General features: G+C 46.7%; 23 protein-coding genes and 1 pseudogene. All 24 read left to right on the top strand.

Annotated features, from left to right (window positions below; translation table 11 throughout):
• Positions 1-8 precede the first annotated feature (8 nt).
• The 24 genes and pseudogenes from T525_RS16000 to T525_RS0100060 all read left to right on the top strand — a co-directional run bounded on the left by T525_RS16000 (position 9) and on the right by T525_RS0100060 (position 24288).
• On the top strand, positions 9-689 hold the full coding sequence (locus T525_RS16000; RefSeq protein ID WP_051533310.1) for a DUF3310 domain-containing protein: 681 nt from the start codon (positions 9-11) through the stop codon (positions 687-689).
• Positions 686-895 (top strand): hypothetical protein, encoded by a 210-nt coding sequence (locus T525_RS0100165; protein ID WP_027405487.1) that lies wholly within the window; start codon positions 686-688, stop codon positions 893-895. The genes T525_RS16000 and T525_RS0100165 overlap by 4 nt, the downstream gene beginning before the upstream one ends.
• Before the next feature lie 90 nt (positions 896-985).
• A complete protein-coding gene (locus tag T525_RS16115) occupies positions 986-1144 on the top strand; it encodes a hypothetical protein (protein WP_156945466.1) in 159 nt (52 codons plus the stop codon).
• A 22-nt stretch (positions 1145-1166) separates the two neighbouring features.
• On the top strand, positions 1167-1469 hold the full coding sequence (locus T525_RS0100155; RefSeq protein WP_027405486.1) for a hypothetical protein: 303 nt from the start codon (positions 1167-1169) through the stop codon (positions 1467-1469).
• Between the two features lie 13 nt (positions 1470-1482).
• Positions 1483-1962 (top strand): hypothetical protein, encoded by a 480-nt coding sequence (locus tag T525_RS0100150; RefSeq protein WP_027405485.1) that lies wholly within the window; start codon positions 1483-1485, stop codon positions 1960-1962.
• Between the two features lie 2 nt (positions 1963-1964).
• Positions 1965-2357: a hypothetical protein gene (locus T525_RS13775; protein WP_198022571.1), complete on the top strand. Its 393-nt coding sequence runs from the start codon at positions 1965-1967 to the stop codon at positions 2355-2357.
• Positions 2357-2872 carry a hypothetical protein gene (locus tag T525_RS0100140; RefSeq protein ID WP_027405484.1) on the top strand — a complete coding sequence of 172 codons (516 nt, stop codon included), beginning with the start codon at positions 2357-2359 and terminating at the stop codon, positions 2870-2872. The genes T525_RS13775 and T525_RS0100140 overlap by 1 nt, the downstream gene beginning before the upstream one ends.
• Positions 2873-3125: 253 nt before the next feature.
• On the top strand, positions 3126-3587 hold the full coding sequence (locus T525_RS0100135; protein WP_027405483.1) for a helix-turn-helix domain-containing protein: 462 nt from the start codon (positions 3126-3128) through the stop codon (positions 3585-3587).
• On the top strand, positions 3574-5025 hold the full coding sequence (locus tag T525_RS0100130) for a hypothetical protein (RefSeq protein WP_027405482.1): 1452 nt from the start codon (positions 3574-3576) through the stop codon (positions 5023-5025). The genes T525_RS0100135 and T525_RS0100130 overlap by 14 nt, the downstream gene beginning before the upstream one ends.
• Positions 5026-5028: 3 nt before the next feature.
• Positions 5029-5367, top strand: coding sequence for a hypothetical protein (locus tag T525_RS0100125; RefSeq protein ID WP_027405481.1), 339 nt, complete (start codon positions 5029-5031; stop codon positions 5365-5367).
• A gap of 4 nt (positions 5368-5371) precedes the next feature.
• On the top strand, positions 5372-7057 hold the full coding sequence (locus T525_RS0100120) for a portal protein (protein ID WP_027405480.1): 1686 nt from the start codon (positions 5372-5374) through the stop codon (positions 7055-7057).
• Positions 7044-7400, top strand: a complete 357-nt coding sequence (locus T525_RS0100115; protein WP_027405479.1) for a hypothetical protein — start codon at positions 7044-7046, stop codon at positions 7398-7400. The genes T525_RS0100120 and T525_RS0100115 overlap by 14 nt, the downstream gene beginning before the upstream one ends.
• Positions 7393-8031 carry a hypothetical protein gene (locus T525_RS0100110; RefSeq protein WP_027405478.1) on the top strand — a complete coding sequence of 213 codons (639 nt, stop codon included), beginning with the start codon at positions 7393-7395 and terminating at the stop codon, positions 8029-8031. The genes T525_RS0100115 and T525_RS0100110 overlap by 8 nt, the downstream gene beginning before the upstream one ends.
• A 14-nt stretch (positions 8032-8045) precedes the next feature.
• A complete protein-coding gene (locus T525_RS0100105; protein WP_027405477.1) occupies positions 8046-9047 on the top strand; it encodes a major capsid protein in 1002 nt (333 codons plus the stop codon).
• A 21-nt stretch (positions 9048-9068) separates the two neighbouring features.
• Complete coding sequence (locus tag T525_RS0100100) at positions 9069-9458, top strand: Bbp16 family capsid cement protein (protein ID WP_027405476.1); 390 nt, start codon at positions 9069-9071, stop codon at positions 9456-9458.
• On the top strand, positions 9451-9642 hold the full coding sequence (locus T525_RS0100095; protein ID WP_027405475.1) for a hypothetical protein: 192 nt from the start codon (positions 9451-9453) through the stop codon (positions 9640-9642). The genes T525_RS0100100 and T525_RS0100095 overlap by 8 nt, the downstream gene beginning before the upstream one ends.
• A gap of 15 nt (positions 9643-9657) precedes the next feature.
• Complete coding sequence (locus T525_RS0100090; RefSeq protein ID WP_027405474.1) at positions 9658-10269, top strand: hypothetical protein; 612 nt, start codon at positions 9658-9660, stop codon at positions 10267-10269.
• Positions 10270-10274: 5 nt separating this feature from the next.
• A complete protein-coding gene (locus T525_RS0100085; protein WP_027405473.1) occupies positions 10275-12575 on the top strand; it encodes a hypothetical protein in 2301 nt (766 codons plus the stop codon).
• Complete coding sequence (locus tag T525_RS0100080; protein WP_027405472.1) at positions 12568-13035, top strand: hypothetical protein; 468 nt, start codon at positions 12568-12570, stop codon at positions 13033-13035. Before T525_RS0100085 ends, T525_RS0100080 begins: the two co-directional genes overlap by 8 nt.
• A 5-nt stretch (positions 13036-13040) precedes the next feature.
• Positions 13041-13685, top strand: a complete 645-nt coding sequence (locus T525_RS0100075) for a hypothetical protein (protein WP_027405471.1) — start codon at positions 13041-13043, stop codon at positions 13683-13685.
• A gap of 974 nt (positions 13686-14659) precedes the next feature.
• Positions 14660-14995: pseudogene (locus T525_RS16595) on the top strand (lytic transglycosylase domain-containing protein); the annotation flags it as partial.
• Positions 14981-16204 (top strand): hypothetical protein, encoded by a 1224-nt coding sequence (locus T525_RS16590; protein ID WP_232219173.1) that lies wholly within the window; start codon positions 14981-14983, stop codon positions 16202-16204. The pseudogene T525_RS16595 and the gene T525_RS16590, both read left to right, overlap by 15 nt.
• A 15-nt stretch (positions 16205-16219) precedes the next feature.
• Positions 16220-23428 (top strand): hypothetical protein, encoded by a 7209-nt coding sequence (locus T525_RS0100065; protein WP_027405470.1) that lies wholly within the window; start codon positions 16220-16222, stop codon positions 23426-23428.
• Positions 23425-24288, top strand: coding sequence for a hypothetical protein (locus T525_RS0100060; RefSeq protein ID WP_027405469.1), 864 nt, complete (start codon positions 23425-23427; stop codon positions 24286-24288). The genes T525_RS0100065 and T525_RS0100060 overlap by 4 nt, the downstream gene beginning before the upstream one ends.
• The last annotated feature ends 762 nt before the right edge of the window (positions 24289-25050 follow it).

Below are 25050 nucleotides of genomic sequence, written 5' to 3'. Positions count from 1 at the left end.
AGGGCAATATGGCAGGAAAAGAAGCAAGGAAAATAATCGAATGTGATTGCAGTGACGGCGGAGTATACAAGGTGTATAGAAATTTGAGCGAGTTTGCCGCTGCGCTGGATGTGTCCAATGCCACTGCTTTTTACCGCATCCGTAATGAAAAGCCTATAGCTGGGAGGCTTTATCTTTATGAGGACGGGTATAGGAAAAAATTCCCTGTTATAGCTGCAAGGACAGACTTTGAGACATTATATGAGTCTTTCGGCGTTGCAGATAAGAGTGACACAAAAATGAATGACAATAAAAATGATGAGATAAAAACTAAGCCGGAGGCAGTAAAAACGGAGCCTGAGGAGGAAAAGACAGAAATGACTGATAAGAAAAAAGACAAGATAAATTATGAGATAAATGAGAAGATAAGCGAACAAGCGGACAAGCAGACAAGTGAATCCGATAAGCAGACAAGCGAACAAGCGGACATGGTGAACCACCCGCCGCATTATTGCACCGGGGATATTGAGTGCTGGGATGCCATGGTATCAGCTTTCGGCCCTGAGTGGATGCGGGCCTATGCCACAGTGACCGCCTTCAAGTACATCTGGAGGGCGAAGCATAAGGGCAGATTTGCCGAGGATATGAAAAAGGCAGCCTGGTATGAGGCAAGGGCTGCGGAGCTGGAGGAAAGGATGGCTGAGCCATGAATAAGCGCAGCAAAATTTATGCGTTGTATGTAGGTGAACGTAATGTCTGTGATGGCACCCTGGAAGAAATCAGCAAAAAGACGGGAATGACTATGGACTATCTTCACTGGATGACCTATCCGTCTTCCAGTAAACGTCTACTAGGGCGCAAAAAAGTTCCGAAGTGTCTGGTATTTATCGGGGAGGAAGAGCCGTGTATGAGTTAGCAACCTTTTTCGTTGGTATGATTTGCGGATCCGCAGCGACAGTTTTGACAATTATGTTTTTCATGGGAGCAAATAGCAGGAGGTAGATTGATGGTTGATAAATTATTGAAATTCCTTGATGAGGAAGTAGAGAGACACAAGGACCAGGAGAACCGGGAAGCCAGACCATGGGACAGGGGCTTTGAGGTTGGAGCAATGACTGAGGCCATACAGCTGCGAATCAAAGTGAGGGAACTGATGAAGGGTTGATTGAAGACAAGAGGTGAGAGCCATGTACAAGGACTTTAAAAAGCATAGTGACACGGAAGTAATCAATGCCATGCGTATCATTCAGGAGCACTGTGCTTACTTCCATGCTGGAAAATCACCGTTCCATGATCAAGAGTACGGCGGCGGTCCAAATTGCCATTACTGTATTTTGGGCAGGAAGCGTAAGACCCACAAGATAAAGGGCAAAAAGACCGAATATACCATTATTGATGAAGAAGCCTCATGTATGCTGGTGGACAAGTACGGGAAGTGCATTCCTTGGTTGTGGGATATACCAGAGGTAGAAGATATAACACTGTTTTAGGGAGGGCTGATAAATGAATTTTGATAAATTGCAGATTGATATAATAAAGGACTCTACCAATTTGAACACTGATATGTGGAGATATTATTGCGGTGATGAAGGAAAAATATTTGTTGCCCCAATGAGTGCTGCCACGCTGTTCAGAATGCCACAGGAGGAATGTAAGCTGGTATTGGAACGTGTTGCTGACAGATATGAAACCCTTCAGATTTACTACAAGAGGATTACCGAGGCTGAAGATATGGAGACGTATAAGGAACTGCGTATCCTTGGCACTGTTAAACCTTATCTTCAGTATGATGTCATGTACAAGCTCATTGACAAAGATGGAGATTTTTATGTGTACATATTTCCTAAATGGCTTAAGTATGTTGATTTGGAGAATGTTGAGATTTTGGGCAAGGACAGTAAGAGTCCTGTAATTATCAAGGAAAAAGGTGAGATTGTCCAGCTGGTGGCCCCAATAAGAATTGATGGCGATTGGGGGGTATGATAATGCCGATAGACAGCAGAGCAAAGGGAATACGCGGGGAACTGGCCTTCTGTAAGCTGTGCAAGGAACATGGCTTTGAAGATGTCAGGCGCTCCCAACAGTTTTGTGGAAACACCGGGCAGGCTGCAGATGTGGTTGGGCTTCCGTACCTTCATGTTGAGGTAAAAAATGTTGAGAAGCTAAATGTCCGTGAATCTGTGAGACAGGCGGTAAGAGATGCCAAGGCAGAAGGTAAAGGGAATATGCCTTTTGTGGCATGGAAAAAGAATGGCCAGCCCTGGGAAATGATTATGAGGGCGGATGTATTCTTTGAGCTATATGAGGGCTATTTATTTATGCAGAACGCTATTGGTGATGGATTGGAGACGCGGAAAAACAGGGGTGATTTGGGCTGATGGATGAAGCAGATCAGAGAGAGCAGGACATAGTAAGGAGCATGGAAAAAGACCGCAAGACTGCGGAGAAGTACATCCTTAACTATGCTGATGAACGCAAGACCTATGAAGACAAAAAGCTGGAGTGGCTTAGTGCCAACAATGTGCCTGCCGGTGATAAGGTCGGAGGCAAGACAAATCTCCCAGGCAGTCCTACGGAGAACGCAGCCATTAAGGTTGCCCAGTACGATATTGAGCACCCTGAGTATCTGTGGCTGCGGGCAGTGGAGATAGCCCTTAAGACATTTGGTGAGCGCAAGAGGATTTTTATCACTGTAAGGCGTGAGGCTGAAAGGAAGGCCCAGAGTTATCACGGAAAAAAATCCTGGGTAATTTTCACACAGAGAAGGTACTCGGAGGAGATAGCCAAGCGGTACATCTTTGACGATGGCGAATGGGTATCTGACAGAACCATTAAAAAATGGTGGGCGTTGGTACTGGATAGAGTAGTGGAAATCCATTTGAGATTAAAATAAAAAAATTGAGTGGGGAAGCACTTTTCTTGACAAAATCCGTGGTATGCTTTTATTGTCAGGAAGGTATGGTTGAGAAATCATAATATCCTCTCTAAATATTTTCATAGTACAGCAAGAAGGCAGCTCTACAAATCCCGGAGCTGTCTTTTTGTTGGAAAAATGCCATCAATTCCTTTGATGGGAATTTCGCTACTGGCAGGAGCTTCAAGGGCATGAGGTTCCTGCCAAAACTAAGCCTAGGAGGTGAGACCACATGGCAAAAGGAAAATATGAAGATTGGTTGTCCGAGGAAGGACTCCTATTGATTGAAGGCTGGGCCAGAGATGGTCTCACCTATGAACAAATAGCAAGCAACATGGGGATTTCAGCATCTACTCTGCGTGAGTGGAAGAAGACCTATTCGGCGATTTCGGCGGCCCTAAAAAAGGGACGAAAGGTAGTTATACGTGAGCTGGAGAATGCTCTTGTTAAAAGGGCCAAGGGAGATGAAACCGAAGAAGAAATCTATGAACGTGACAAAGATGGCGAAGTGATTCTGTCCCGCAAGGTAAAGAAGGTAGTACCACCAGACACAACAGCCCTGATATTTGCGCTAAAGAATATGGATTCTGCAAACTGGAGAGACAAGAAAGAGATGGAGCTTTCCGGTAATGTTGGTATAGCTGATGAGCTGGCAGCTGCATGGGGAAGGGTGAAGAACAGTGACAAGGAATGACATGCTTAAGCTTGTGGATGCTCTTGCGCAGTTCAGACATGATCCGCTTGGGTTTGTATATTTTGCTTTTCCCTGGGGCAAAGGTGAGCTGGAAGGAATGGACGGCCCCGAAAAATGGCAGCGAGATCTTTTGCTCGATATAAAGGAAGGGCTGAAAGACATTGACCAAGTTATCCGGGAAGCTGTTGCTTCAGGCCATGGTGTTGGTAAGTCCGCAGTGGTGTCGTGGCTTATTCTATGGTCATTGTCCACATTCCCTGATACCCGTGGAGTGGTTACAGCCAACACGGCCAAGCAGCTGGAAAATAAGACATGGCCGGAACTTACCAAGTGGTATAACCGGTTCATAGGCAAGGAACTGTTTGAGTGTACGGCTACAGCTATTTTCTCAGTTGAAGAGAGCCACAAGCAGAACTGGCGCATTGATGCCATACCTTGGAGTGATAATAACACAGAGGCATTTGCGGGACTGCATAACCAAGGAAAGAGAATACTGCTTCTGTTTGATGAGGCCTCTGCCATATCCAATACTATTTGGGAAGTAGCAGAAGGAGCCATGACAGATGCAGATACAGAAATAATATGGGCGGCGTTTGGTAACCCTACAAGGAATACCGGGCGCTTTTTTGATTGTTTCCATCGTGACCGTGCTCTTTGGCACACTCAGCAGGTGGACAGCAGGAGCGTTTCTTTCTCCAACAAGAAACAGCTTCAGGAGTGGATAGACACGCGGGGCATAGACAGTGACTTTGTGAAGGTTCGTGTGCTTGGAGAATTTCCTTCCAGCAGTGAGGCACAGTTTATACCGCGCAGCTATGTTGATGAGGCAAGGGGCAGGAGTATTCACCCTTCGCAGTATGATTTTGCTCCAGTGATTATTGGCATGGATCCGGCATGGACCGGCGGTGATGAGATAGCCATTGTAAAAAGACAGGGGCTTGCATCATCTATACTGGCTATTTACTCAAAGAATGATGATGATTTCCAGATGGCAAACAGGCTGGCCCAGTTTGAGGATGAGCACAAAGCTGATGGAGTCATTATAGATATGGGCTGGGGCACTGGCATCTATTCCGCAGGAAAGCACCTGGGAAGAAGCTGGATGCTGGTGAACTTCGCCGAGGCTTCCCCAGATAAAGGATATTATAATCTCCGTGCCTATGGCTGGGGACGGATGAAGGACTGGCTGAAACAGGGAGGAGCTATCCCAGATGATCAGCAGCTATGTGATGATCTGGTCGGTCCGGAGACAAAGCCAAGAGAAGATGGCAGGATTCAGCTGGAGTCCAAGGAGACCATGAAAAAGCGTGGGCTCGCATCTCCTAACCGAGCAGATGCATTGGCAATAACCTTTATGAGGGAAGTCAGAAAGAAAGAGGATAATGAGAAGCTCATGTGGGCCAATGGACAGCCCTATGACATTTTTGGAGGTGTTTAAGATATGTGTGATGTTGTATCGGCAGTAATTGGTTCTGCAATACTGGGATATGGTGCCAGCAGACAGCAGGCAGCTGCAGCAGAGGAATCAGCAAGGGCCCAGAGAGAAGCAGCACAGGCACAGGTTCAGGCCGCAAAGGAAGCAGCCGCAAAGCCAGCAAGTGCTACTGAGGCATCCCGTAATGTTTCCGCAGCGATTCAACAGAATAGGAGAAGAATTGCAGGGGCACAGGGTATGGGCTCCACCATCACTGGTGCAGGTCAGCAGTACAGCAGTGGCCTTGGTTCAAGTGCTGTTGCATCTTCTTCCGGCACTCAGTTAAAGAGTGGCTTGGGAGCGTGATAGTATGCCAGAATTTGCAAATAGAAAAAAGATAGAGGCCAGATTTAAGCAGATGGAGCAGGATGCTGAGAACTGGCTTCCAGTGTGGAAAGAACTGAAACAATGGGGTAATCCCACCAGAGGCTTCTTTAATGGTGATGATCCACGACAGGCGAGAAAAATAGACCATAAGAGAATCCTTAACAACAAATTCATCCGCGCTCTGAGAACATCAGCAGCAGGCCTTCATAGTGGCCTGACTTCTCCAAGCCGTCCTTGGTTCCAGCTGGCAGTTGGTGATCCTGAGCTTGCCAAGGATGCAAGGGTGATGGCGTGGCTGGATGATGTTGAGTCCCGTATATACGCGGTATTCAACACAAGCAACATCTATAAGATTCTGCCAATGATGTATGCGGAATTGCTCCTGTTTGGTACAGCTGCCGCCCCAGTGGAGGAAAACTATGACAGGGTGTTTAACTGCAAGTCATTGACCTGTGGTCAGTATTTCCTTGATGTGGATGAGTACGGCATGGTAAATACCTTTGCCCGCCGCATCAATATGAGTGTTGCTCAGCTGGTAAGTGTATTTGGGCTGGAGAATGTTACTGAATCTATACGCAACGAATACAAGGATGACAAGCTGAATGTGATGCACACCATAGCGCACATCATTGAGCCTAATGATGACCGCATCAAAGGACAGAGGGATTTTGCCAACAAACCATTCCGCTCAGTGTACTGGGTACCAGGAAAAGATACTGGGCATGTTTTGAGGTTGGGCGGCTATGACGAGTTCCCTATTATTGCTCCGCGTTGGGAGGTAACCAAGACCACAGACATTTATGGTGTATCCCCTGCCATGTATGCTATGGGTGACCAGAAGTCGCTGCAGGAAATGGAACGCAGGGGGCTTATGGGCCTTGCCAAGATGGTAGATCCTCCAGTTAATGTCAGTGGTAATGCCAAGGCAGTGAACACTATGCCAGGCGGTGTTAATCCATTTGATCCAGTAACAGCCGGAAGTGATACGGGAGCAAGGGCAACATACCAGGTAGCTATAGACTTCAATGCTCTGGCAACCTATGTGCAGCGCACTGAACAGCGCATTGATGAAATGATGTATGTTGATCTTTTCAAGATGATTCTCAACAGTGATCAGACACAGCCTATTACGGCCCGTGAAGTTGTTGAGAAGCATGAGGAGAAGATGATGAACCTTGGCCCGGTGCTGGAGTCTATGAATCAGGAGCTTCATGCACCGCTTATCAAGAGAGTATTCAACATCATGATGCGCGGAGGGCTTATCCCAGAGCCACCGCCTGAGCTGAATCAGCAAATGCTGAAGGTAAACTTCATATCTGTTCTTGCCCAGGCACAGCAGATGGTGGCCACTACTTCCATTCAGCAGAGCCTTGGATTTATTGGTTCTGTGGCTGGACTGTTCCCAGATGTTGTAGATGTAGTGGACATTGATGAGGCGGCCATTGATTATATGCAGGCCAACGGTATGCCAGCCAAGTGCATCAGATCCAAAGAGGATATTGAGAATATCCGTCAGCAGAAACAACAGGCCATGCAGCAACAGCAGATGGCACAGGATATGGGTGCTATGGTACAGGGTGCTAAGACATTGTCCGATGCCAAGCTGGATGACAATAATGCTCTTGCTGCCATAACGGGCCTTGGAGGTGCTGGCAGTGGAGTTGTTTGATTATGATATGGACAAAGCTGAACAGCATGCCCGAAATGAACAGGAAAGACAAAGACAAGAGAAACTAGTGCAAGATCTTAAGAACCTGCTGGATGATGAAACATTCCGCAGGTTCTTGTGGTATGTGCTCAGTCTTTGCAAGGTAATGGATAAATCAATGGATGTTAACCCCGTTATCATGGCGTTTAGGGAAGGCCAGCGTGATATAGGCATACATATTTTGCAGGAGGTCATGACTGCCGCCCCGGAGGCGTATGAGGTTATGCGGGCTGAACATACCAAGCAGGCCGAAGAAGAGGCCGAAACGTTGAAGAAGATAAAGGAGGCAATGTTACATGAGTGACGAAACAACCACAACTACCAATGAAACTGAGGATAAGGGTTTATTGTCTACTGGTAGTGAGGAGAATCAGGACACAACTTCTGAGGATAAAGGTTTACTTTCTGGGGAAGGTGATGGTGGCAAGGATAAAGCTGCTGAGGATAACCAGAGCACCGAATCTGAGGAAGGTGAGAAGGAGTCTTCCAATGCTCCTGAAAAATATGAGGATTTCAAGGTTCCGGAAGGTTTTACCTTCAGTGAGGAGGCTTTGGGAGAATATAAGAATCTGGCCAAGGAGCTGGACCTCAGCCAGGAAAAAGCTCAGAAGCTGGTAGACTATCAGGTCAAGCTGATGCAGAAGCAGCGGGATAATCTTGATGAGTTTGCCAAGAAGGAAGCTGAGACATGGAAGGCTGAGACCAGAAAGGCATTCAGCGAGAAAGAAATTGCTGATGCAGTAAGAGGCTTCAAGTCCGCACCGCAGGATGTACAGAATATGCTGGCAGCCTGTGGCTTTGATAATCACAAGTCTTTTGTGGAGTTCTTTATGCACGTAGGGAAGTCCATTAAAGAAGATAAATTTGAAACGGGTAAGCCAAGCGCAGACAAAAACAAATCTGCTGCAAGTGTGCTTTACCCAGAACTCAACTAAGGAGGTAAAAAGAAATGCCAAACGCAATTGTAACTTTGCAGGATATCGCACGTCGAGAGGACCCACAGGGTAAGATTGACAAGATTGCAGAAATCCTGACCAGCACCAATGAGGTACTGGAAGACATGCACTGGCAGGAAGGTAACCTGCCAACCGGTCATAAGACCACTATCCGTACTGGACTCCCAGATGTAGCCTGGAGACTTCTGAACTATGGTGTTCAGGACAGTAAGTCCGCAACCGCACAGATCGTTGATACTTGCGGTATGCTGGAAGCTTATTCCGAGATTGATAAGAAGCTGGCAGACCTTAATGGTAATACTGCTGACTTCCGTCTCTCTGAGGATCAGGCTTTCCTTGAGGCTATGAATCAGGAGTTCTGCCGTGCTCTCATGTACGGTGATAAGTCCAAGCCAGAACAGTTTGTAGGCTTTGCTCCTCGTTATAGTGCTCTTTCTGGTGCTCCATCCTCTGCTAATGTGCTGGATGCAGGTGGCACCAGCTCCACCAACACTTCTATCTACCTGGTAGGTTGGGGCCCTAATACCGTATTTGGTATTTATCCAAAGGGACTCAAGGCAGGTATTACTCACACTGATCTGTCTGCTGGTCATCCGGATGGTATTACTCTGACCGATGCACAGGGCGGCAAGTATCAGGGCTATCGTACTCATTATCAGTGGGATTGCGGTCTGACCGTACGCGACTGGAGATATGTTGTACGAATTGCCAACGTAGATGTAGCTACCCTTACCAAGAATGCTGGTTCTGGTGCAGACCTCATTGACCTTATGGTACAGGCTGAGGAGCTGCTGCCATCCAATGCAGAGGGCACTACCAAGCTGAGCTTCCTGTGCAACAAGACTGTTCGTTCCTTCCTGCGCCGTCAGATCATGAACAAGACTGTTTATCAGCTGACCCAGGAGACCGTTGGTGGCAAGACTGTTACCATGTTTGATGGTATTCCTGTTCGCCGTTGTGATGCTATTCTGTCCACTGAGGCACAGGTTGTTTAATTGAGAAGGAGGTACAAACAGATGATTCTCGATAAGGCTTTACAGCTTTCCAAAGAACAGGCCGTCACTGCTTCTGCGGCCTCCACTAATTATGTTGACTTGAAGACAGCAGGTGCAGCTTATGAACCAGTATTTGTTGTTGCTACGGTTGATGTTGCGTTCGCAACACTTACTTCCTTGACAATTACTATTCAGACTGCTACTGATGCTGCATTTACTTCTCCTGAAACTCTTATCAGTTCCGGGGCTATCCCTGTTGCATCTCTTACAGCTGGTGCTGAAGTGTTCAAGGAGCGTCTGCCAATCAAGACCAAGCGTTATGTCCGTGCTTACTACACTGTAACCGGCAGCAACGCAACCGCAGGTAAGATTACCTTGAACATGGCTAAGGATGTGAACATCGATGGCTAAGTTTATTGCTGTTCGTGATAATTTCGGCTACAACGGTACTTACTGGCGTGAGGGCGATACTGTTGAGGCCGATAAGGCACCGAATGAACATTTTGCCATTGTTAGTGAGAAGAAGGTAGAGGAGCCTGCTGAGGCTCCTGCTACTGCTCCTAAGACTACCAAGGGCAAGACCAAGAAGGCGTAAGAGGAGGGGCACGTTATGCCAAATACCCTGGGCAAAACTGAGATATGTAATATTGCGCTGCGCCGTATTGGCGTACGGCCCGTAAATAATGTGGAGACTGATGTCAGTACTCCTGCAACTGAATTGAAAGCCATTTGGTCTCTCGCGGTACACAGCGTATTGCGAGGGGCTGAATGGAATTTTGCAAGGAAGATTATCCCACTGGCGGAGCTCAATGAAGAGAAGGTTCTGGGGTGGGATTACTTATACCGCTATCCAAATGACTGTGCCGTCCTCTGGGCTATTGAGGACGAAAACAGTATCAGGAGCGGTGATCTGAATCATAAGTGGGAGAGCGTGCTTTCCCCGGAAACCAACCAGCAGGCTATAGCCACGGACTGCCCGCAGGCTTATGGCCGTTATACAGCTTTGGTAGAGGACCCTACAAAGTGGGACAGCCAGTTTGTGGACTGCCTTGGCTGGAGGCTGGCAACGGATGTCTGTCAGGCGTTGGCTTCTGACACGGGACTTTTCAGTAAGTGTAGCCAGATGTATGCTGCATGTCTGAGTGCCGCCCAAACTGCCAATAAGACAGAGAAGAATAACGATGAAGAAATATATGGATTCTTCGTCAATGCCAGGGGGTGAGGTAAATGGCTACTACATACTATATGCAGCCGTCATTTGCCGGTGGAAAGTTTGACCCCAAGGTGTGGGGCAGAATTGATAATGAGCGGTATGCGAGTGGACTGAGGGAGTGCAAGAACTTCTTTATACACAAGTTTGGTTCGGTATCCAACAGGACAGGGTTCCTTTATTTGGGTGCTGCCAAGGAAGCAAGCAAGAAATGTCGCCTGCTTCCATTTGTGTATTCCGACTCACAGGCCTATGTCATGGAGTTTGGTCATAAGTATGTACGCTTCTGGAACTCAGATGGCACAAGGGTAATGAATGGCAATACCATTGTGGAACTTGTTACACCTTATGAATCTTCAATGCTATCCAAACTGCGCTTCGTGCAGAGTGCAGACATGATATTCATTGCGTGCCAGAATGTGGCTCCCTATGTGTTGAGCCGTAACAGTCTGATTTCATGGAGCCTTACGGCCTATGCTTATAAAAGGGGACCGTTTCTTTCCCAGAACCTTGACGAGACCAGCACGATAACACCATCAGCTGCTACGGGGAATATTACCCTTACTGCTTCAAAGGCCATCTTCAAGAGTGGTCATGTAAATTCAGTATGGCGCATTGACCAGCACATGAGCGGCGGCAGTGTAAGCGGCAGCGGTGGGACAGCTTTTACCACATCCACACTTAAGTGCGGAACAAACTGTACCTGGCGTTATGTTACCCATGGTTCCGACTGGGTAGGGACAGCAGTAGTAGAGCGTTCATACGATAATGGCTCCACATGGATGCAATTAAGGTCATTTACCCATAAGGATTCTGAGGCTAATTTCAATGTGTATGCTGAGGAAGGTGAGCAGTGCATACTTCGTGCAAGGCTGGCTTCCATAACCTCAGGAACATGCACAATGGAGCTGAGTGTTGACCCTTATGTGAATGTGGGATATGTGACAATTACAGGCATTACGGATAGTAAACATGCTTCTGCGACTGTCTCATCTGAAAAGCCACTGGCCAATACAACCTCCAGTGACATGTGGTTTGAGGCAGCATGGAGTGGCGTGCAGGGCTATCCTTCAGCCGTATGCTTTTATGAGGACCGTCTTTGCTTTGCCGGTACTACAGGAAGCCCCCGCGGTGTCTGGATGAGCAAGCCGGCAGATTATTACAATTTTGAAACATCGTCCCCAAAGGTTGAGGATGATGATTCCATTCAGATTATTTTGACTAGCAGAAAGATGAGTATTATCCATACCCTCATAGCTATGAGACAGAGCCTTATAGCATTTTCCGAGGATGGTGTTAATACTATTTCCTTCTCCGGCAATTCACTTACACCTACAAGCATTACCCAGCGTGCTGAGTCCTATTATGGGGCAAAGAACATGGATATACTTGCAGTAGGTTCCCAGTGTATTTATGTGCAGGAGACAGGCGGCGCAGTAAGGAATATTGGTTATGATTATGTGCATGACTCATATACTGGTGATGAGATTTCTCTTTTCTCTGCTTGTCTGATCAATGAACATCCTCCGGTGGATATGACCTATCAGCTGGAGCCGGATTCAATTCTTTGGCTGGTAAGAGACGATGGTGCTCTGCTGTCATGTACCTATATGCCGGAGCAGAAGATGGTTGCCTGGGCAGAACATGAAACACAGGGCGAGTTTGAAAGCGTGTGCTGCATTCCGTACAACAATAATGCCCGGATCTGGGCGGTGGTCAAGCGCGAGATTAACGGGCAGACAGTCCGATATATTGAGCGCATGAGCAAGAGACTTCCAACCACAGACCCAGCAGACCAGCTGTATATGGATGCTGCCAGCGTGTATGATAGCAACAGTGAGACCAATACTATTTCCTGCCCACAGCTTGCAGGGTGTACTGTAGGCGTGCTAATTGATGGCAATGTAATGCCAAAGGTTGAGGTGCCTTTAGACGGTAACCTGATCTTGGACAGGGCGGGAAAGAAAATAGCCGTAGGGCTGACCTATACTGCCAAAATTGAAACCATGAACATTGAGATGCAGGGACTTGTAAGAGGTGTTCTGCAGGGGCACAACATCAAGATTGGTGCTGTTATCCTTCGACTGCTTAACAGTCGTGGTGGCAAGGTTGGCCAGGTTGAGGACTATTTGGATGAATGGCAGAGAAGAAGCAAGACGGATTACCTTGGCAACAAGCTTGCGCTTTATACCGGGGATACAATCGTCAATGGCAACTTCTCCTGCAGCGAGGGTGGCCGTGTTATGGTGGTGCAGGACATCCCAATGCCGATTACTATACTTGGAATAATAATGGGGCTGACGGTATCCGATGATTAAACGACATGAACATATAACATTTGCCAAACCCAATGATGAGATGGTCCGCTATATTGCGGACAACATGAGAGAGATTGATAAGTTTGAGTGCATGGCTGTGAACCATACCCCGCTTGAAGGGCTGGAAACTTCCATAGCTGTGTGCCCTGATTCAAAAGTGTTTTTAGCAGATGGGGAGCCTATAGGCGCTATGGGCTCCAAACCTCTGTCTGATGGCGGAGGGATATTCTGGCTGTTAGGCACAGATAAGATTAACAGCTATCCAAAGGAGTTTATGATAAAGTCCTTTGATATTCTGAAGAATGACCTTATGGTCAGATATTCATATTTAACGAATTGTATTTGTATGGAGCACAAGGAATCTGTCCGCTGGCTGAAGAGGTTGGGGGCGAAGTTTATGGATGAGAAATATACACTGCTGGGACGGGAGTTTCGGCAGTTTTTTATTTATAGGGGGTGAAAGATATGTGTACTACAGCGGCAGCTTCCATTGCCGGTATGGGTATGCAGCTGTTTGGTGGAATCAATGCTGCAAAGGCCCAGCGGGATTATCATAATGCCAATGCTGAATATCTGGAGACAATGGACCAGGTAAATCAGCAGATGAACGAGAATGCCATTGACAGTGTACAGAGGGCGGCTGGTATGCAGGCATCCGAGGCACGTATAAAGGGACAGTCCATGACCAAGAGCCAGAAGGCGGCCATGGCTTCCCGTGGAGTATCCAACAGCTTTACATATCAGAATATTCTTGATGACAGTATTGCCAGATCTGAAATGGATGCTATGGCTATCCAATATAACGCCGATGTTCAGTCCCAGAATATCAGGACAAGCGGTAAGATACAGTCTGCACAGTACCAGGCACAGGCAGCAGGAGAAAGAGCAGCGGGAAAGATTGCTTATTCGTCTGGTCTGCTTTCCGCTGGAACTCAGTTTGCCAATAACTTCCTGAGCTTCAGCCAGACTTCCATGGGCAGAAGCGGTGGCAGTACTACAACCAGTACGCCTGTGGCTACTACTGCTGGCCCTTCCTCATATAGATTCACAGTGCCAACATGGGCAGAGATGACATCACTTAGGAATCGAGGTGTTAAAGGATGGCTTTAAATAACGGTAATATTCCTACCTATCAGCAACAGGCAGGATATACAGCTACAATTAATCCTACGGTTCCACAGGGCTCCCCTGCTGCATTTGGAACTACAGTGGCAAAGGAGCAGGCAGGATTTTATGAGAACCTTGCCAAGCTGGGTGATACCTTAGCCCAGCATGCTATTAAATTGCAACAGCAGGAAGATGACAATAATGTTTTAATTGCTGCTAATAGTATCAAGCAGCAGGTTATGGATCGTATGTACAACTCCACTGATGGCTATATGAACAGGCATCAGACTCAAGTGTATGGCATGACAAAGGAATTTACCGACTGGAGTAATGAGACTTTGGATAAGGTCATGGGAGAAATGAAGTCCGAAGATATGCGGGCCAAGCTATTGCAGTCTGTATCTCCCTTTATGCAACAGACCAGAACATCTATTGCAAGACATGAAGGTGATGAACGCTATACAGCTGGTGTAAACACCTTGAATGCGGATTACCAGGCAGATTCAAATTTTGCTGTAGAAAATGGAACTCTCGCTGGTATGCATTTTTTGTTTAGTACACATGATATGAGATTGGCACAATATCAGCAAATGACCGGAGCTTCCAAAGAATCAGCTGAGGCATGGTGGAGAGACCAGTTTTCCAAAACTAGTGTTAGCATGGCTCAAATGTTTGAGCAAGGTGGTAATTCCCAAAGTTTACTTGATTTGGCTGAGTTTGTTCATGGTAAGGTTGATGCGCAAACTGAGTCCCTTATAGCGGCAAAATCAGGTACTACAAGGAATCGTCAGGAAGTTGCTTCAAAAGTAACTGAGTGGATAAATTCTGGAGAATATACTAATTCCGATGGAATGACCTACAACAAGGGTGAACTACGAGAACGAGCTTTTAAAGAATTCGGGCCTGGAGCAGGACACTGGGAATATAGTGCTGGCGGTGGAAGTGGATCATACTTTGGGACAGATATTGATTCAATGATTGTTAGTGCGGCTGAAAAGTATCATGTTGATCCGTCTCTGGTCGCTGCTGTAGCAATGCAAGAATCGAAAGGAAAACAAGACCAAGTTTCCTATCGTGGCGCAATTGGTGTTATGCAGATTATTCCTGATACAGCGGCGCATCTTGGCATTGATCCATATAATAAACAGCAAAACATAGAAGGTGGAGCCAAATATCTTCGTGAACTTCTTGACACATTTGGCGGGGACGAAACGCTGGCATTGGCAGCTTATAATGCAGGGCCGGGGGCAGTAAAGGATCATAATGGTGTACCTCCTTATGAGGAAACACAAAACTATATTAATCTTGTATTAGGTTACAAGAAAGATTTCTCTACTTCGCAAGCTGAACCAAACCTGGGTGATGTCGTTACACTGAACAATAACAGTGTAAATATTGATAACTTAGATAAACTCACTGCTAGAAAAGTAGCTCTTCTGGCAAAGCAGGTTCAGGATAAGTATGGGTTTAAATTGAATCTTTCCGAGGGATGGGCTGACGGTAGAGGTCATGATGATGGATCCTGGCACTATTCTGGGCAAGCTGTGGATATTGCTCAGGATGAATTAACGAACCCAGAGGTAAGACATGATGTCATTCGTATGGGAGCAGAACTGGGGCTTATTCCACTGGATGAATATGAAACTCGTTCAGCAAATTGGACTGGTGACCATATACATTTCTCTGATCATGGAGATCCTATACCGGAAGGAAAAGGAGCCACAAGAAGATGGGTTAGTACAGATAACCCAAAGATGCTTGAAATGTCGTATGCAGAAATTGACCGAGTATGTGGGAATAAAGAGTCTTCAACAAATGAATTTTATAACCGTATTATTGCTGAGTTATCAAAACAGTCTTTTAGTAGTGAAACTGAAATACGGGAAGCTGCATTGGCAAAGGGTGCTCCTGTGGGAATGGTATCAACTATCGTAAGCAGGGTGTATGGTAACAATTTAGGTATTCAGCGAAGAGATAAAAACTATAATGAAGAACAGGAGAAAAAGGCAGCAAGAGATGCAAGGAAGGAAGTATATCAATACCTTTGGTCTAATAAAGATAAAGAGTTAACTACTTTTGAAGTAGATAAAACATTAGAAAATCTTTCAAATCTTGACCCCGAAACTGCCTATACTATGCGAAGAGCATTGCTTGGTTCCAGTAATGGGACAGTTAAGAAGTGGGCATGGTTTAACAATGCTGAAACGAAATATGCTTTTGAAAATGTTGTTGGTAATCCAGAAGACCCTATCAAAGGACCTCGAAGAACATATACTATGGAATATGTTCAAAAGAAAGTAGATGAAAAAAGAAGAAACCACCCTGATGAACCTCCAACACCTTATGAAATATCAGCATGGGCCGAAGAAGCAAATCGGGAAGTGGTTATTAAAAAGGGCTTATTCTTTGACGAGAAGGGCCGTCCTAATGATTCACCTAGTGGTATTGCTGGACAGGATGTCAATGGTGTTAAGATTGATAGCAATGGCAATACGGGTTTAGATGAGGATGATATGGAGTAATGATGAGGTGAGAACATGGCTATAATTTCAGCACCTGATGGTAGTTATTACAGCGACAAAACAGGAAAAACCTACTCATATGATGAGGTAAAGGCGGCTCTTGATCGTAAACAAAATAGAGAATCTATGGTTGATAGCGTCATTAATGGTATCCAATCTTTATGGGAATCAACCAAACCTTCTGCATATGTACCTTCTGAAAAATCTACTGAAATAAGGGATTTGTATTTGGCTAATGCGAAAAATGGTACTGATAGCGAGAAAGCAGCCAGGCTAGTTGAGGCCACAAATATTCTGGGTTTAGATGATACTCAAAAACGAGAAATTATCCAGAGTGGCATGGCGGATAATCAGATTCTGAATGCTGCGTTTAATGTTGCCAAAACCAAAGCCAACAGCCCGGAGGATTGGGATACATTCGTTGAGGATAACCCTGCAACAGCCAAATATCTTACCGATCAGAAAAATATGGCGGTATCACTGGATGATATTAACCCCTTGGCTGGGCTGGAGAATACCATTACCAGCATCAAGGATCATCTGGAACTGTCAGACTTGGAACTGAGAAGTTCTGAGATAGGCCGAGATATGATGCACAATGGGCTGGATATGACCACAATAAGCGCTGATCAGCGTGTGGAGCTGGAGAACATTAACAAGCGCAAAGAAGAACTGTCCAAGAAATATTACAATCCAGAAAGCAAATGGTATAATCCGTTTACTTGGGATATGGCTTCTATTGTTGGCGGTATCGCCGGCATGAAGAATGATTTTATTATGGGTCTTGAAGGCGGCGCTGCTGGTGCTGCCATTGGCGGCGGTGTTGGTTTGGCTGCCGCTGGTGTGGGAGCTATTCCCGGTGCTATTGGTGGTTTCGGTAAAGGCTTCACCGCTGGTATGGCGTACAGCATGGGTACTCGCGCTATGGGTAACCAGTACCTGGAAAGTATCAGTCAAAAATCTGTAGATGGTAAGTATATGACCGCTGATGATGCGTATTATGGCGCATTAGGTAGCGGTATTTTTAATGCCGCCTTGGGTGCAGGAGGTGTGAGTCGCCTTCTGTCCCGCTCTCCTGTATCTGGTGCAGTTATTGCGGATGCATTTAAGGGCGCGGTACCAGATGCAGTGCTTAATAATCCTGAAACCAAGCAGGCGGCATGGCAGGTATTTATGAAGAACTTGGCGGCATCCACAGTGGAACAGTCCGCCATTTTCGGTGGTGGTACTAAGGCTATTGAGCTTGCAGCGCGTAAAACCTCTGAGGAACTGAGCGGGCTGGAGTTTGATCACAGTAACGAACCAGGAGCATTTGAGCAGATCTATTCTGCTACTACTGAGTTTGTACCTACTGCTGTTACCTTGTCCGGTGTTACTATCGGTGGCGGTCATATCGTTGGTTCTGCTCTACCTAAGCCAGCTGAGAGTGCAAGACCAAAGACTACTACAGCTGAGGCGTTGGCTGCCATTGACAAGGCTGTGCAGGACACCAAGACATCCAAGCGCAGTAAGGAATCCATTGGCACAATGATTGATGGTGTGGTCGAGGGCTCCAAACTGGAAACTGTTGGCATTCCTGCCAAGGAGTTTGTGGCATACTTCCAGCAGATAGATCCGGAGAACACAAGCCGTGCTGTAGAGGAAGCAAAGAAGCTGGGAGTGTCTGAGGAAGAATTACAGACTGCCCTGCAGCAGGGACAGGATATCAATGTAAAGACCTCTACATTTGTGAAAGAGTATTCCGGTACTGAGCATATCAATGGCCTTGCCAAGGATGTTCGTATGGGCGAGTATACTGACCGTGAGATCGAGGATACTACAGCCTATTTCCAGGAGCTTCAGAAGCAGGCAGAGGAGATGTCTAGGGGTGAGGGGATTGATAAAGAGTCACCAGTATACCAGAAGGCAGTTGATTTTGTACGCACTGCTTACCCAGAAGCCTCCGAGCGAATTATAGAGAGCCAGGCCAATATTATCCATTCCATGTTCGCTCGTGCAGAGGAAAGAGGAATCCTTAAGATTTTGGGCTATAAGGATGCAGCAGAGGCCATGGAAGATATGGTTGTAGCCCGTAAGGAAATGTACGATGCACAACGCATTACCGAGGAACGCGCTGCCGCCCAGACATTGAAACAGTCTATGGACCCGGATAAGGGTGATATGATCTACATCCGCACTAGGGAAGATAATCTTGATTATGGGCATTTAGGCTATACTGAAAATGAAGGCGCACTAAAAAAAGCCCCCGTAAGATTACAGATGGGCTTTCATGTAGGCGATAGAAATAGCAATAATGGCGCAGGAGCCGCGCACATCCAAAAGCATATTGATTTTTTACGAAATGTCGAAGGATATAATTCCCTGCAGGAGGCGGTATCAGATATCTTAAATAATTACTCAGATGGTGTGGTCTTATCTGCAACTGCGGATAAACCTGAACGAGTAATACTCATTAAACAATCCAATGCAGACCCTAGAAAAATAGTCGCAATGACATTGGACTATATGACAAATGATGCTGTTGGTGGAGATTATTATTCTGTTGTATCTATATCTCCAAGAAAAGCTAAAGATAGAAATAAACTAATAAAAAAAGGAACCTCTTTTGACGGGCGGTCTACTCCGTCAACCGATTCCGGCATCGGCGCTACTGGAGCCCCAGTCGCAGATGAAACATCCGGAAGCCCTGGGGTCTTGAGACCTAGCAAAGAAGGTTCCTTTGGTAGCTTAAGTATATCAGAGGCAAGGGCCGAAATCAATAAGCATATTGTCGAAAATCCTAATACTGGGCAGAAATTATTAATAGAAAATCCGCTCTTACAAAAAGGAAATAAGGTCGTAGACATAAATGATGCAGACCCAGAGAAAATCCAAGGCGCATACATCCCACCGGAGCAGGGCAAGGCTATCATTGAGCTGTATAAGAATGCAGACTATAGCACCCTGTCCCATGAGATGATGCATCATTTTGTGAATCTCTACAAACAGGCCATTGAAACTGGCAAGGCTTCTGAGGAAGTAATCAGGGACTTTGAGATTCTCAATAAGTTTGTGGGGGCAAAGGATGGTGAGGCATGGACTGCCGCCCAGCATGAGAAGATTACTTCCGCTTACGAGACTTACCTTTCCGAAGGTAAGGCCCCTTCATTGGAGCTTGTGGGTGTATTCGAGAAATTCACCAACTGGATGAAGAACATCTACAAAAAGATGACCAGACAGGCTATCCCAATTAATGACGATGTGCGCGGAGTCTTTGACCGTATGCTTGCCAGTGAGGAACAGATTAATGCTGCCGAACTCTTTTATAACTCAGAGAGGTTGTTTGGTGGCAAGGAGCTGGGCCTTAAGGAATTGCATGAATACACTAAGCTGCTGGAGGATGCTCACAAGGAAGCACAGCGGATTATGAATGCCCGCGTAATGAAAGAGCTCAGTCCTGAGTTCCGCAAGATGGAAGCTACTGCCCGTGATATTGCAACGGAGCAGGAGGCTGAGAGACTGCAGCAGGAGCCATTATATATTGCCCGTATGCTGATGTCTGCCCCTATGAACAAGAAGGGCATCAAGGCCGCAGTGGAGACACGCAGACAGGAAATACTGAATGATGTTATTAATCATCTGGTATTGAATTCCAAGCTGGGTGTTGAAAAGCGTGGCCGTGTGGTTACTCCAGAGGGTGAGCTTACAGACCAGTTCTATAAGGGTGGTTCCCTTAATGAGAGCTGGTACACTGAAATGCTTGCCACTTTACCTGGCGGGAAACTTCCAAAGAAGTGGTCTGAGTACATTGACAAGGTTAAGGCCGGGGATACTACTGCTGAAATGCCGGAGGATATGCGTAAGGCCTATGAGCAGATAGCGAAAGACCATCTGACCAATGGCACCAAGTCAAGGTATTTTGGCGAGATTCCGCCTGATGATGAGTTCATTAATCTCAGCAAGAATACTCCTGGTATTGAGTTTATCCTTGATAACGGGGGCGGCTTAAAGCTGGATAAGGCCAAGGCTATTGAACAGTACGGTGCGGAGGCCGTGGAGGCCATGCCTAAGAGCTGGTTCAGCAAGGACGGTCAGTGGACTCTTGATGATGTCGCAGATCTTACCGGCTTCAAATCCGGTGATGAGCTGAGGCAGGCTATCTTAAACAGTCGCTCTTATTCTGAGGAACTGAAGGCCCGCGTAGATGCCAAGATGAAAGAGTGGAAAGACGGACAGCTTGGAGATATCCAGAGTGAGGCTATTAAGGCTGTTACCAATAATAAATCCCTCGAAGCTATAGGCATTGAAGCTGAGGTTTTGAAGAATGCTGCAGCTGAGCTTAAGGCCAAGAATGAAAGGGAAACTGCTGAGGCTATGGCTGAAGGCAGGGAAAAGGCCGAGACTCAGCGTAAGGCCCAGGAGCATGAGGACAAGGCTGTTGAAAAAGCCAAGGAGAAACAGGCAAGGGATACCCGCAGACAGGATGCCGAGGTTATGCAAGGCAAGCTGAAGGCCAGAGCCGCCCGTGAGGTGGCCAAGAATACCATTGGCAATCAGCGTATATCTGAGGCGGGCCAGTGGCGTAAGATGCTGGCGGCTGCAACCAAAGCTGGCAGACAGGCAACCCGTGCCATGGCAAAGGGTGATTATGACCAGGCTGTTATCTTCAAGGACGAGGAGCTTTTACAGCGTGCTATGGCCATGGAGGCTATGCGTGCTGAAAAGGAAATCCAAGTTGGTATGCGCTTCTTTGGTCGTATCAACAAGCGCGGACTCGATGAGAAGAATATTGACCACAGATTCAATGTTCAGATAGATAATCTTATGGCCAAGTATGGCCTGCTTAAGAGGGAACCACTGCAGCCGCTGGATGGTGGTGAGCCGGTTCCTTTGGAAGAGTTTATTGAATCATGCAGGGAAAACTACTTTGTGCCTATTGTTCCGGAGTCTGTTGTTAAGGGTGAGCCTAAGCATTACAGCCGCTTATCCCTTAATGAGTTCCGCGACCTTAAGGATGGTACAAAGAGTCTGCAGCACGTAGGAAGGATTATGGACAGGGCACTTGCTGATCAGGATAAGGCAAGTATGCTGGAGCGTACATCCTCTATTATCGACAAGGTAATGGGGCATAAGGAGCGGTACAGCAACCAGTCCGAGGCGGGGCAGGAATATCTTACTATTGGGGAGAGACTGAGCCGTCTTATTGATATTCCTATTGCTTCCATGGTAAAGACGGAAACTTTGCTCCGGATCATTGACAAGGGAGAGGAACAGGGCCCGGCAGTAAGGTATATCTTTAACCCTATCAAGAATGGTCTTGATGAGGTTCAGAGAAGGAATGCCAAGGCCATTGAGGATGTTACCAAGGTTATTAAGGGTGCAGGATGGGACAGAAAATCCATTGAGGCTATGAAGGACCAGAGGCATCACTTTGATTTCCTGCCTAATGATCTGACCATGGAAGAAATAGTGCTGATGGCCATGAACTGGGGCAACGAAGGAAACCGGGACAGACTTCGGTATTATTTCAAGTCACCTGAGCAGCGGCGCATGAAGATGTCCGATATGGAGAATATGCAGATAGACCGCCTGGCCATGCAGGTATTCTCCGTGATGGAGGAAAAGCACTGGAAGCTGGTGCAGGGTGTGTGGGATTACCTTAACACCTATGCTCCTGAGATTCGCCAGCATGAAATTGACTGTGCAGGTCTTGATGTGAAGATGGTAGAGCCTACACCATTTAAGGTTATGACCAAGGATGGCGTGGCCATGGACATGACAGGCGGGTATTACCCTATTGCGTATGATCCGGGCAAATCCATTGTTACCATGAACCAGCAGGAAGCCAATGCGCTTTTCAAGGCAAACCCTACAGCTTCCGCTATGACCAGTCACGGCCATACTTCAAGCCGTGTGGCAAGGGTAAGCAGACCTCTTCTTTTGAACTGGTCAGCATTTACCAACCATATCCAGAATGTTAATTATGACTTGGCAATGAGAAAGCCGGTCATTGATGTAAACAAGATTATTAAGAATCCAGATTTTATCAGCGCAATAGATAGCCGGTTCGGCGTAAAGACTACCAAGGCTTTGCAGGACTGGCTTATTAATATTGCAGCTGATCAGCGGGAGAGCCTCACAGCTGTAGACAGAGGCGTAAGGGAACTGCGTACCAGAATGTCAGTGGCAATGCTGGGATTCAGGGCAAAGGCTCTAGTAATAGACCTTCCTCAGAATGTTATTACGGCGGTATGGCAGATGGGCGCAGGCAATGTTATCAAAGGTATGACAGAGTTTTACCTTGGTAATCCTCTGGAGAAGATGGATTTTGTTAATGCCCGGTCTACCATGATGAGGGAGAAAACTTCATTCATGGACCAGAACATGTCAGACTTCCGAAATAACATGTTTGAACATAATACTGTACTGGGCATAGACAAGACCAAGCTGGCCAAGGCCGCATTCTGCTGTGATATGCTGGCGGATATGGCGGTCAACTATCCTATGTGGATGCATGTATATACCAAGGCTATAGCCGAGGGCAAGACTGACGCAGAGGCCTCCACTATTGCAGATAGTATGATTCGTCGGTCAAGTGTTGATACCAGCAAGGCGGGTTTATCCGGTATCCAGCGTGGAGGTGAAGGAACGAAACTGTTGTTGCCGTTCTATTCCTTCTTCAATGCCATGTTTAACAGAGTGTGGTTTGATGCAAAACTTTCACAGATAAAGATGGAAGATGGCAGGCCAATGGATGCAGCAAGACTCTTTACCCGCATGGTTTTCCTTGGACTCATTGCTCCAATGACTGTGGAGGGTATTATGAATTACACCCTTTCCAATGACCGGAGCAAAGACAAGAACAAGCGCGAGGAGAAAGCAATAAAGCAGGGAGTTGTTTCTGCCCTGTCCTTCCCGTTCATGATGTTTCCTATTATCGGTGGGGGCATGACATACGGCCTTAATAAGATGGCTGGGACCTATGGTTCTTATGAGCTTTCACCTATTGAAAGCACTATAGAGAAAACCTTCGGCACTCCTGCTGCCTGGTACAAGTTCCTTGTTGAAAAGGGAGGAGATCCGGATGCAGGCAGGAAGGCATTGACCCAGACAGCCGATACAGCTTCCCTGCTTATGGGCTATCCTATGAAGATTAATACACTGGCTATTAATCTTTGGGATGCCATAACCAAGGGAGATATTACCATGGCTGATTTCATTTCAAGGAGGAGTGGTAACAAATGATCAGTAACAAAATCGTAAAGGCGTCGTACTCCGGCAACGGAGTCACGCGCCAATGGGGGATTCCGTTCGCATATACGGATGCCTCGCAAATCTGTGTGGCACTCTTGGAGGATGATGTACAGACTATTCTCGACAGCAATGATTTTACGGTCAATACTGGCTCAGGTGTAGTTGTTTATCCTAAGTCCAATGATGATGATCCTATTGCTGCGGGCGTGGTTCTGGTTGTTTTTCGTGATACGGATATAACCCAGCTTAGTGACCTCACAAACCAGGGAGGCGCATGGCCGGAGACTATTGAGGCTTCTCTTGATAAGCTGACATTGATAGCTCAGGAGCAGAATGAGAAACTTGGTCGTGCTGTATTGTCCGATATAACTGGAGGTACCACCGCAGAGGAAATGATAGAGCAGATCCATGAGGACCGGCTGGCCACTCATCAGGACATGCTCACAACAAAAGGATACAAGGAAGATGTAGCAGCGGATTTGGCCCTTTCCATTTCTGCCCGTGATACTACCATTAGCTATGCGGGTGATGCGGAAGGCTACAAGGACCAGGCACATCATTATATGACCGTGGCCCAGAACAATGCCAATGCTGCCCAGAATGCTGCCACAGCTGCCCAAGGGTATGCCCAGTCAGCTAGTGATAGCGCAGATCAGGCTGTTAATGCTTCAGAGGGAAGTGAACACTGGGCACAGCTTGCCTATGAGTATACTGACCCGCTCAGACATGCTCTCGGGAATATGTTTGAGTATGATGCAAATGGCGATGTCCAGCTTGTGGAGGACCCGCTTACCGGGACGGACCCAAGCTGGGAACTTGATACAAATAATGATGTAATGCCAGTAGCATAAGGAGGAATAATTATGGCAGGAAATTTAGTACCTAGAACTGATGGTGGCTCCAATTTAGGAACTGCCCTCAAAGAGTATGGCAAGATTTTTGTTAAGGAACTTGCCGGAACTGCAGCCACTTTGTACGCAAAATTGGCCAGCCCGGCATTTACTGGCACACCAACGGCGCCAACAGCAGCCAGCGGTACTAGCACCACACAGCTTGCCACAACTAAGTTTGTCGTGGATGAGATAGCAAGTGAGCTGGAAGATAAAGTCAGATTAAAAGATACTTCCAAACGAGATACGGCATATAGCACGGGAGCTACTGTCACAATGCCAGGTATACCAGTGGCTATGTTTTTGGAATGTACCACAGCAGGAACAACAGCTTCTACCGCACCAGTGATAACTCTGCCAATATCTGAAGGAAATACCATCACCGATGGTACCGTTACTTGGACCGTCCGCAGGGCTGTCTGCGAGAATGACTACAGCAAGACCTCTTTTGGCCAATCAGTTTTAAATCATCTGCTGGGTTCCACATTGGCCAGCCTAGTGGATGCAGTCAGCACTGACAGCCTGTTTTCCAAACTGCTGAAAAAGGCACTGGAAGCAGCTGGACTGCAGTATAGTATTGGTGCAAATGGGTATATCTGTTTTGGCGCATTATTCGGCGGCTTAATTCTACAGTGGGGATATGGTGGTGCTATATCCACGAGCCAAGTTCAGATAACTTTTCCGATAGCTTTTCAAAGTACGCCTTTATATGCAGGAGCAATA

The organism is Anaerovibrio sp. RM50 (genome assembly GCF_000622005.1).
GTDB lineage: Bacteria > Bacillota > Negativicutes > Selenomonadales > Selenomonadaceae > Anaerovibrio.
The sequence above is the reverse complement of the archived record's forward strand: the minus strand, read 5'-3'. Positions and strand labels throughout refer to the sequence as shown.

What these genes read in the sequence shown, in the direction of transcription:
- T525_RS0100155 (WP_027405486.1), top strand. Translation starts at nt 1,167, where the DNA reads ATGTACAAGGACTTTAAAAAGCATAGTGACACGGAAGTAATCAATGCC.
- T525_RS0100125 (WP_027405481.1), top strand. Translation starts at nt 5,029, where the DNA reads ATGTGTGATGTTGTATCGGCAGTAATTGGTTCTGCAATACTGGGATAT.
- T525_RS0100105 (WP_027405477.1), top strand. Translation starts at nt 8,046, where the DNA reads ATGCCAAACGCAATTGTAACTTTGCAGGATATCGCACGTCGAGAGGAC.
- T525_RS0100090 (WP_027405474.1), top strand. Translation starts at nt 9,658, where the DNA reads ATGCCAAATACCCTGGGCAAAACTGAGATATGTAATATTGCGCTGCGC.
- T525_RS0100135 (WP_027405483.1), top strand. Translation starts at nt 3,126, where the DNA reads ATGGCAAAAGGAAAATATGAAGATTGGTTGTCCGAGGAAGGACTCCTA.
- T525_RS0100060 (WP_027405469.1), top strand. Translation starts at nt 23,425, where the DNA reads ATGATCAGTAACAAAATCGTAAAGGCGTCGTACTCCGGCAACGGAGTC.
- T525_RS0100100 (WP_027405476.1), top strand. Translation starts at nt 9,069, where the DNA reads ATGATTCTCGATAAGGCTTTACAGCTTTCCAAAGAACAGGCCGTCACT.
- T525_RS0100065 (WP_027405470.1), top strand. Translation starts at nt 16,220, where the DNA reads ATGGCTATAATTTCAGCACCTGATGGTAGTTATTACAGCGACAAAACA.
- T525_RS16115 (WP_156945466.1), top strand. Translation starts at nt 986, where the DNA reads ATGGTTGATAAATTATTGAAATTCCTTGATGAGGAAGTAGAGAGACAC.
- T525_RS0100095 (WP_027405475.1), top strand. Translation starts at nt 9,451, where the DNA reads ATGGCTAAGTTTATTGCTGTTCGTGATAATTTCGGCTACAACGGTACT.
- T525_RS0100150 (WP_027405485.1), top strand. Translation starts at nt 1,483, where the DNA reads ATGAATTTTGATAAATTGCAGATTGATATAATAAAGGACTCTACCAAT.
- T525_RS13775 (WP_198022571.1), top strand. Translation starts at nt 1,965, where the DNA reads ATGCCGATAGACAGCAGAGCAAAGGGAATACGCGGGGAACTGGCCTTC.
- T525_RS0100165 (WP_027405487.1), top strand. Translation starts at nt 686, where the DNA reads ATGAATAAGCGCAGCAAAATTTATGCGTTGTATGTAGGTGAACGTAAT.
- T525_RS0100140 (WP_027405484.1), top strand. Translation starts at nt 2,357, where the DNA reads ATGGATGAAGCAGATCAGAGAGAGCAGGACATAGTAAGGAGCATGGAA.
- T525_RS0100080 (WP_027405472.1), top strand. Translation starts at nt 12,568, where the DNA reads ATGATTAAACGACATGAACATATAACATTTGCCAAACCCAATGATGAG.
- T525_RS0100110 (WP_027405478.1), top strand. Translation starts at nt 7,393, where the DNA reads ATGAGTGACGAAACAACCACAACTACCAATGAAACTGAGGATAAGGGT.
- T525_RS0100120 (WP_027405480.1), top strand. Translation starts at nt 5,372, where the DNA reads ATGCCAGAATTTGCAAATAGAAAAAAGATAGAGGCCAGATTTAAGCAG.
- T525_RS16000 (WP_051533310.1), top strand. Translation starts at nt 9, where the DNA reads ATGGCAGGAAAAGAAGCAAGGAAAATAATCGAATGTGATTGCAGTGAC.
- T525_RS0100075 (WP_027405471.1), top strand. Translation starts at nt 13,041, where the DNA reads ATGTGTACTACAGCGGCAGCTTCCATTGCCGGTATGGGTATGCAGCTG.
- T525_RS0100085 (WP_027405473.1), top strand. Translation starts at nt 10,275, where the DNA reads ATGGCTACTACATACTATATGCAGCCGTCATTTGCCGGTGGAAAGTTT.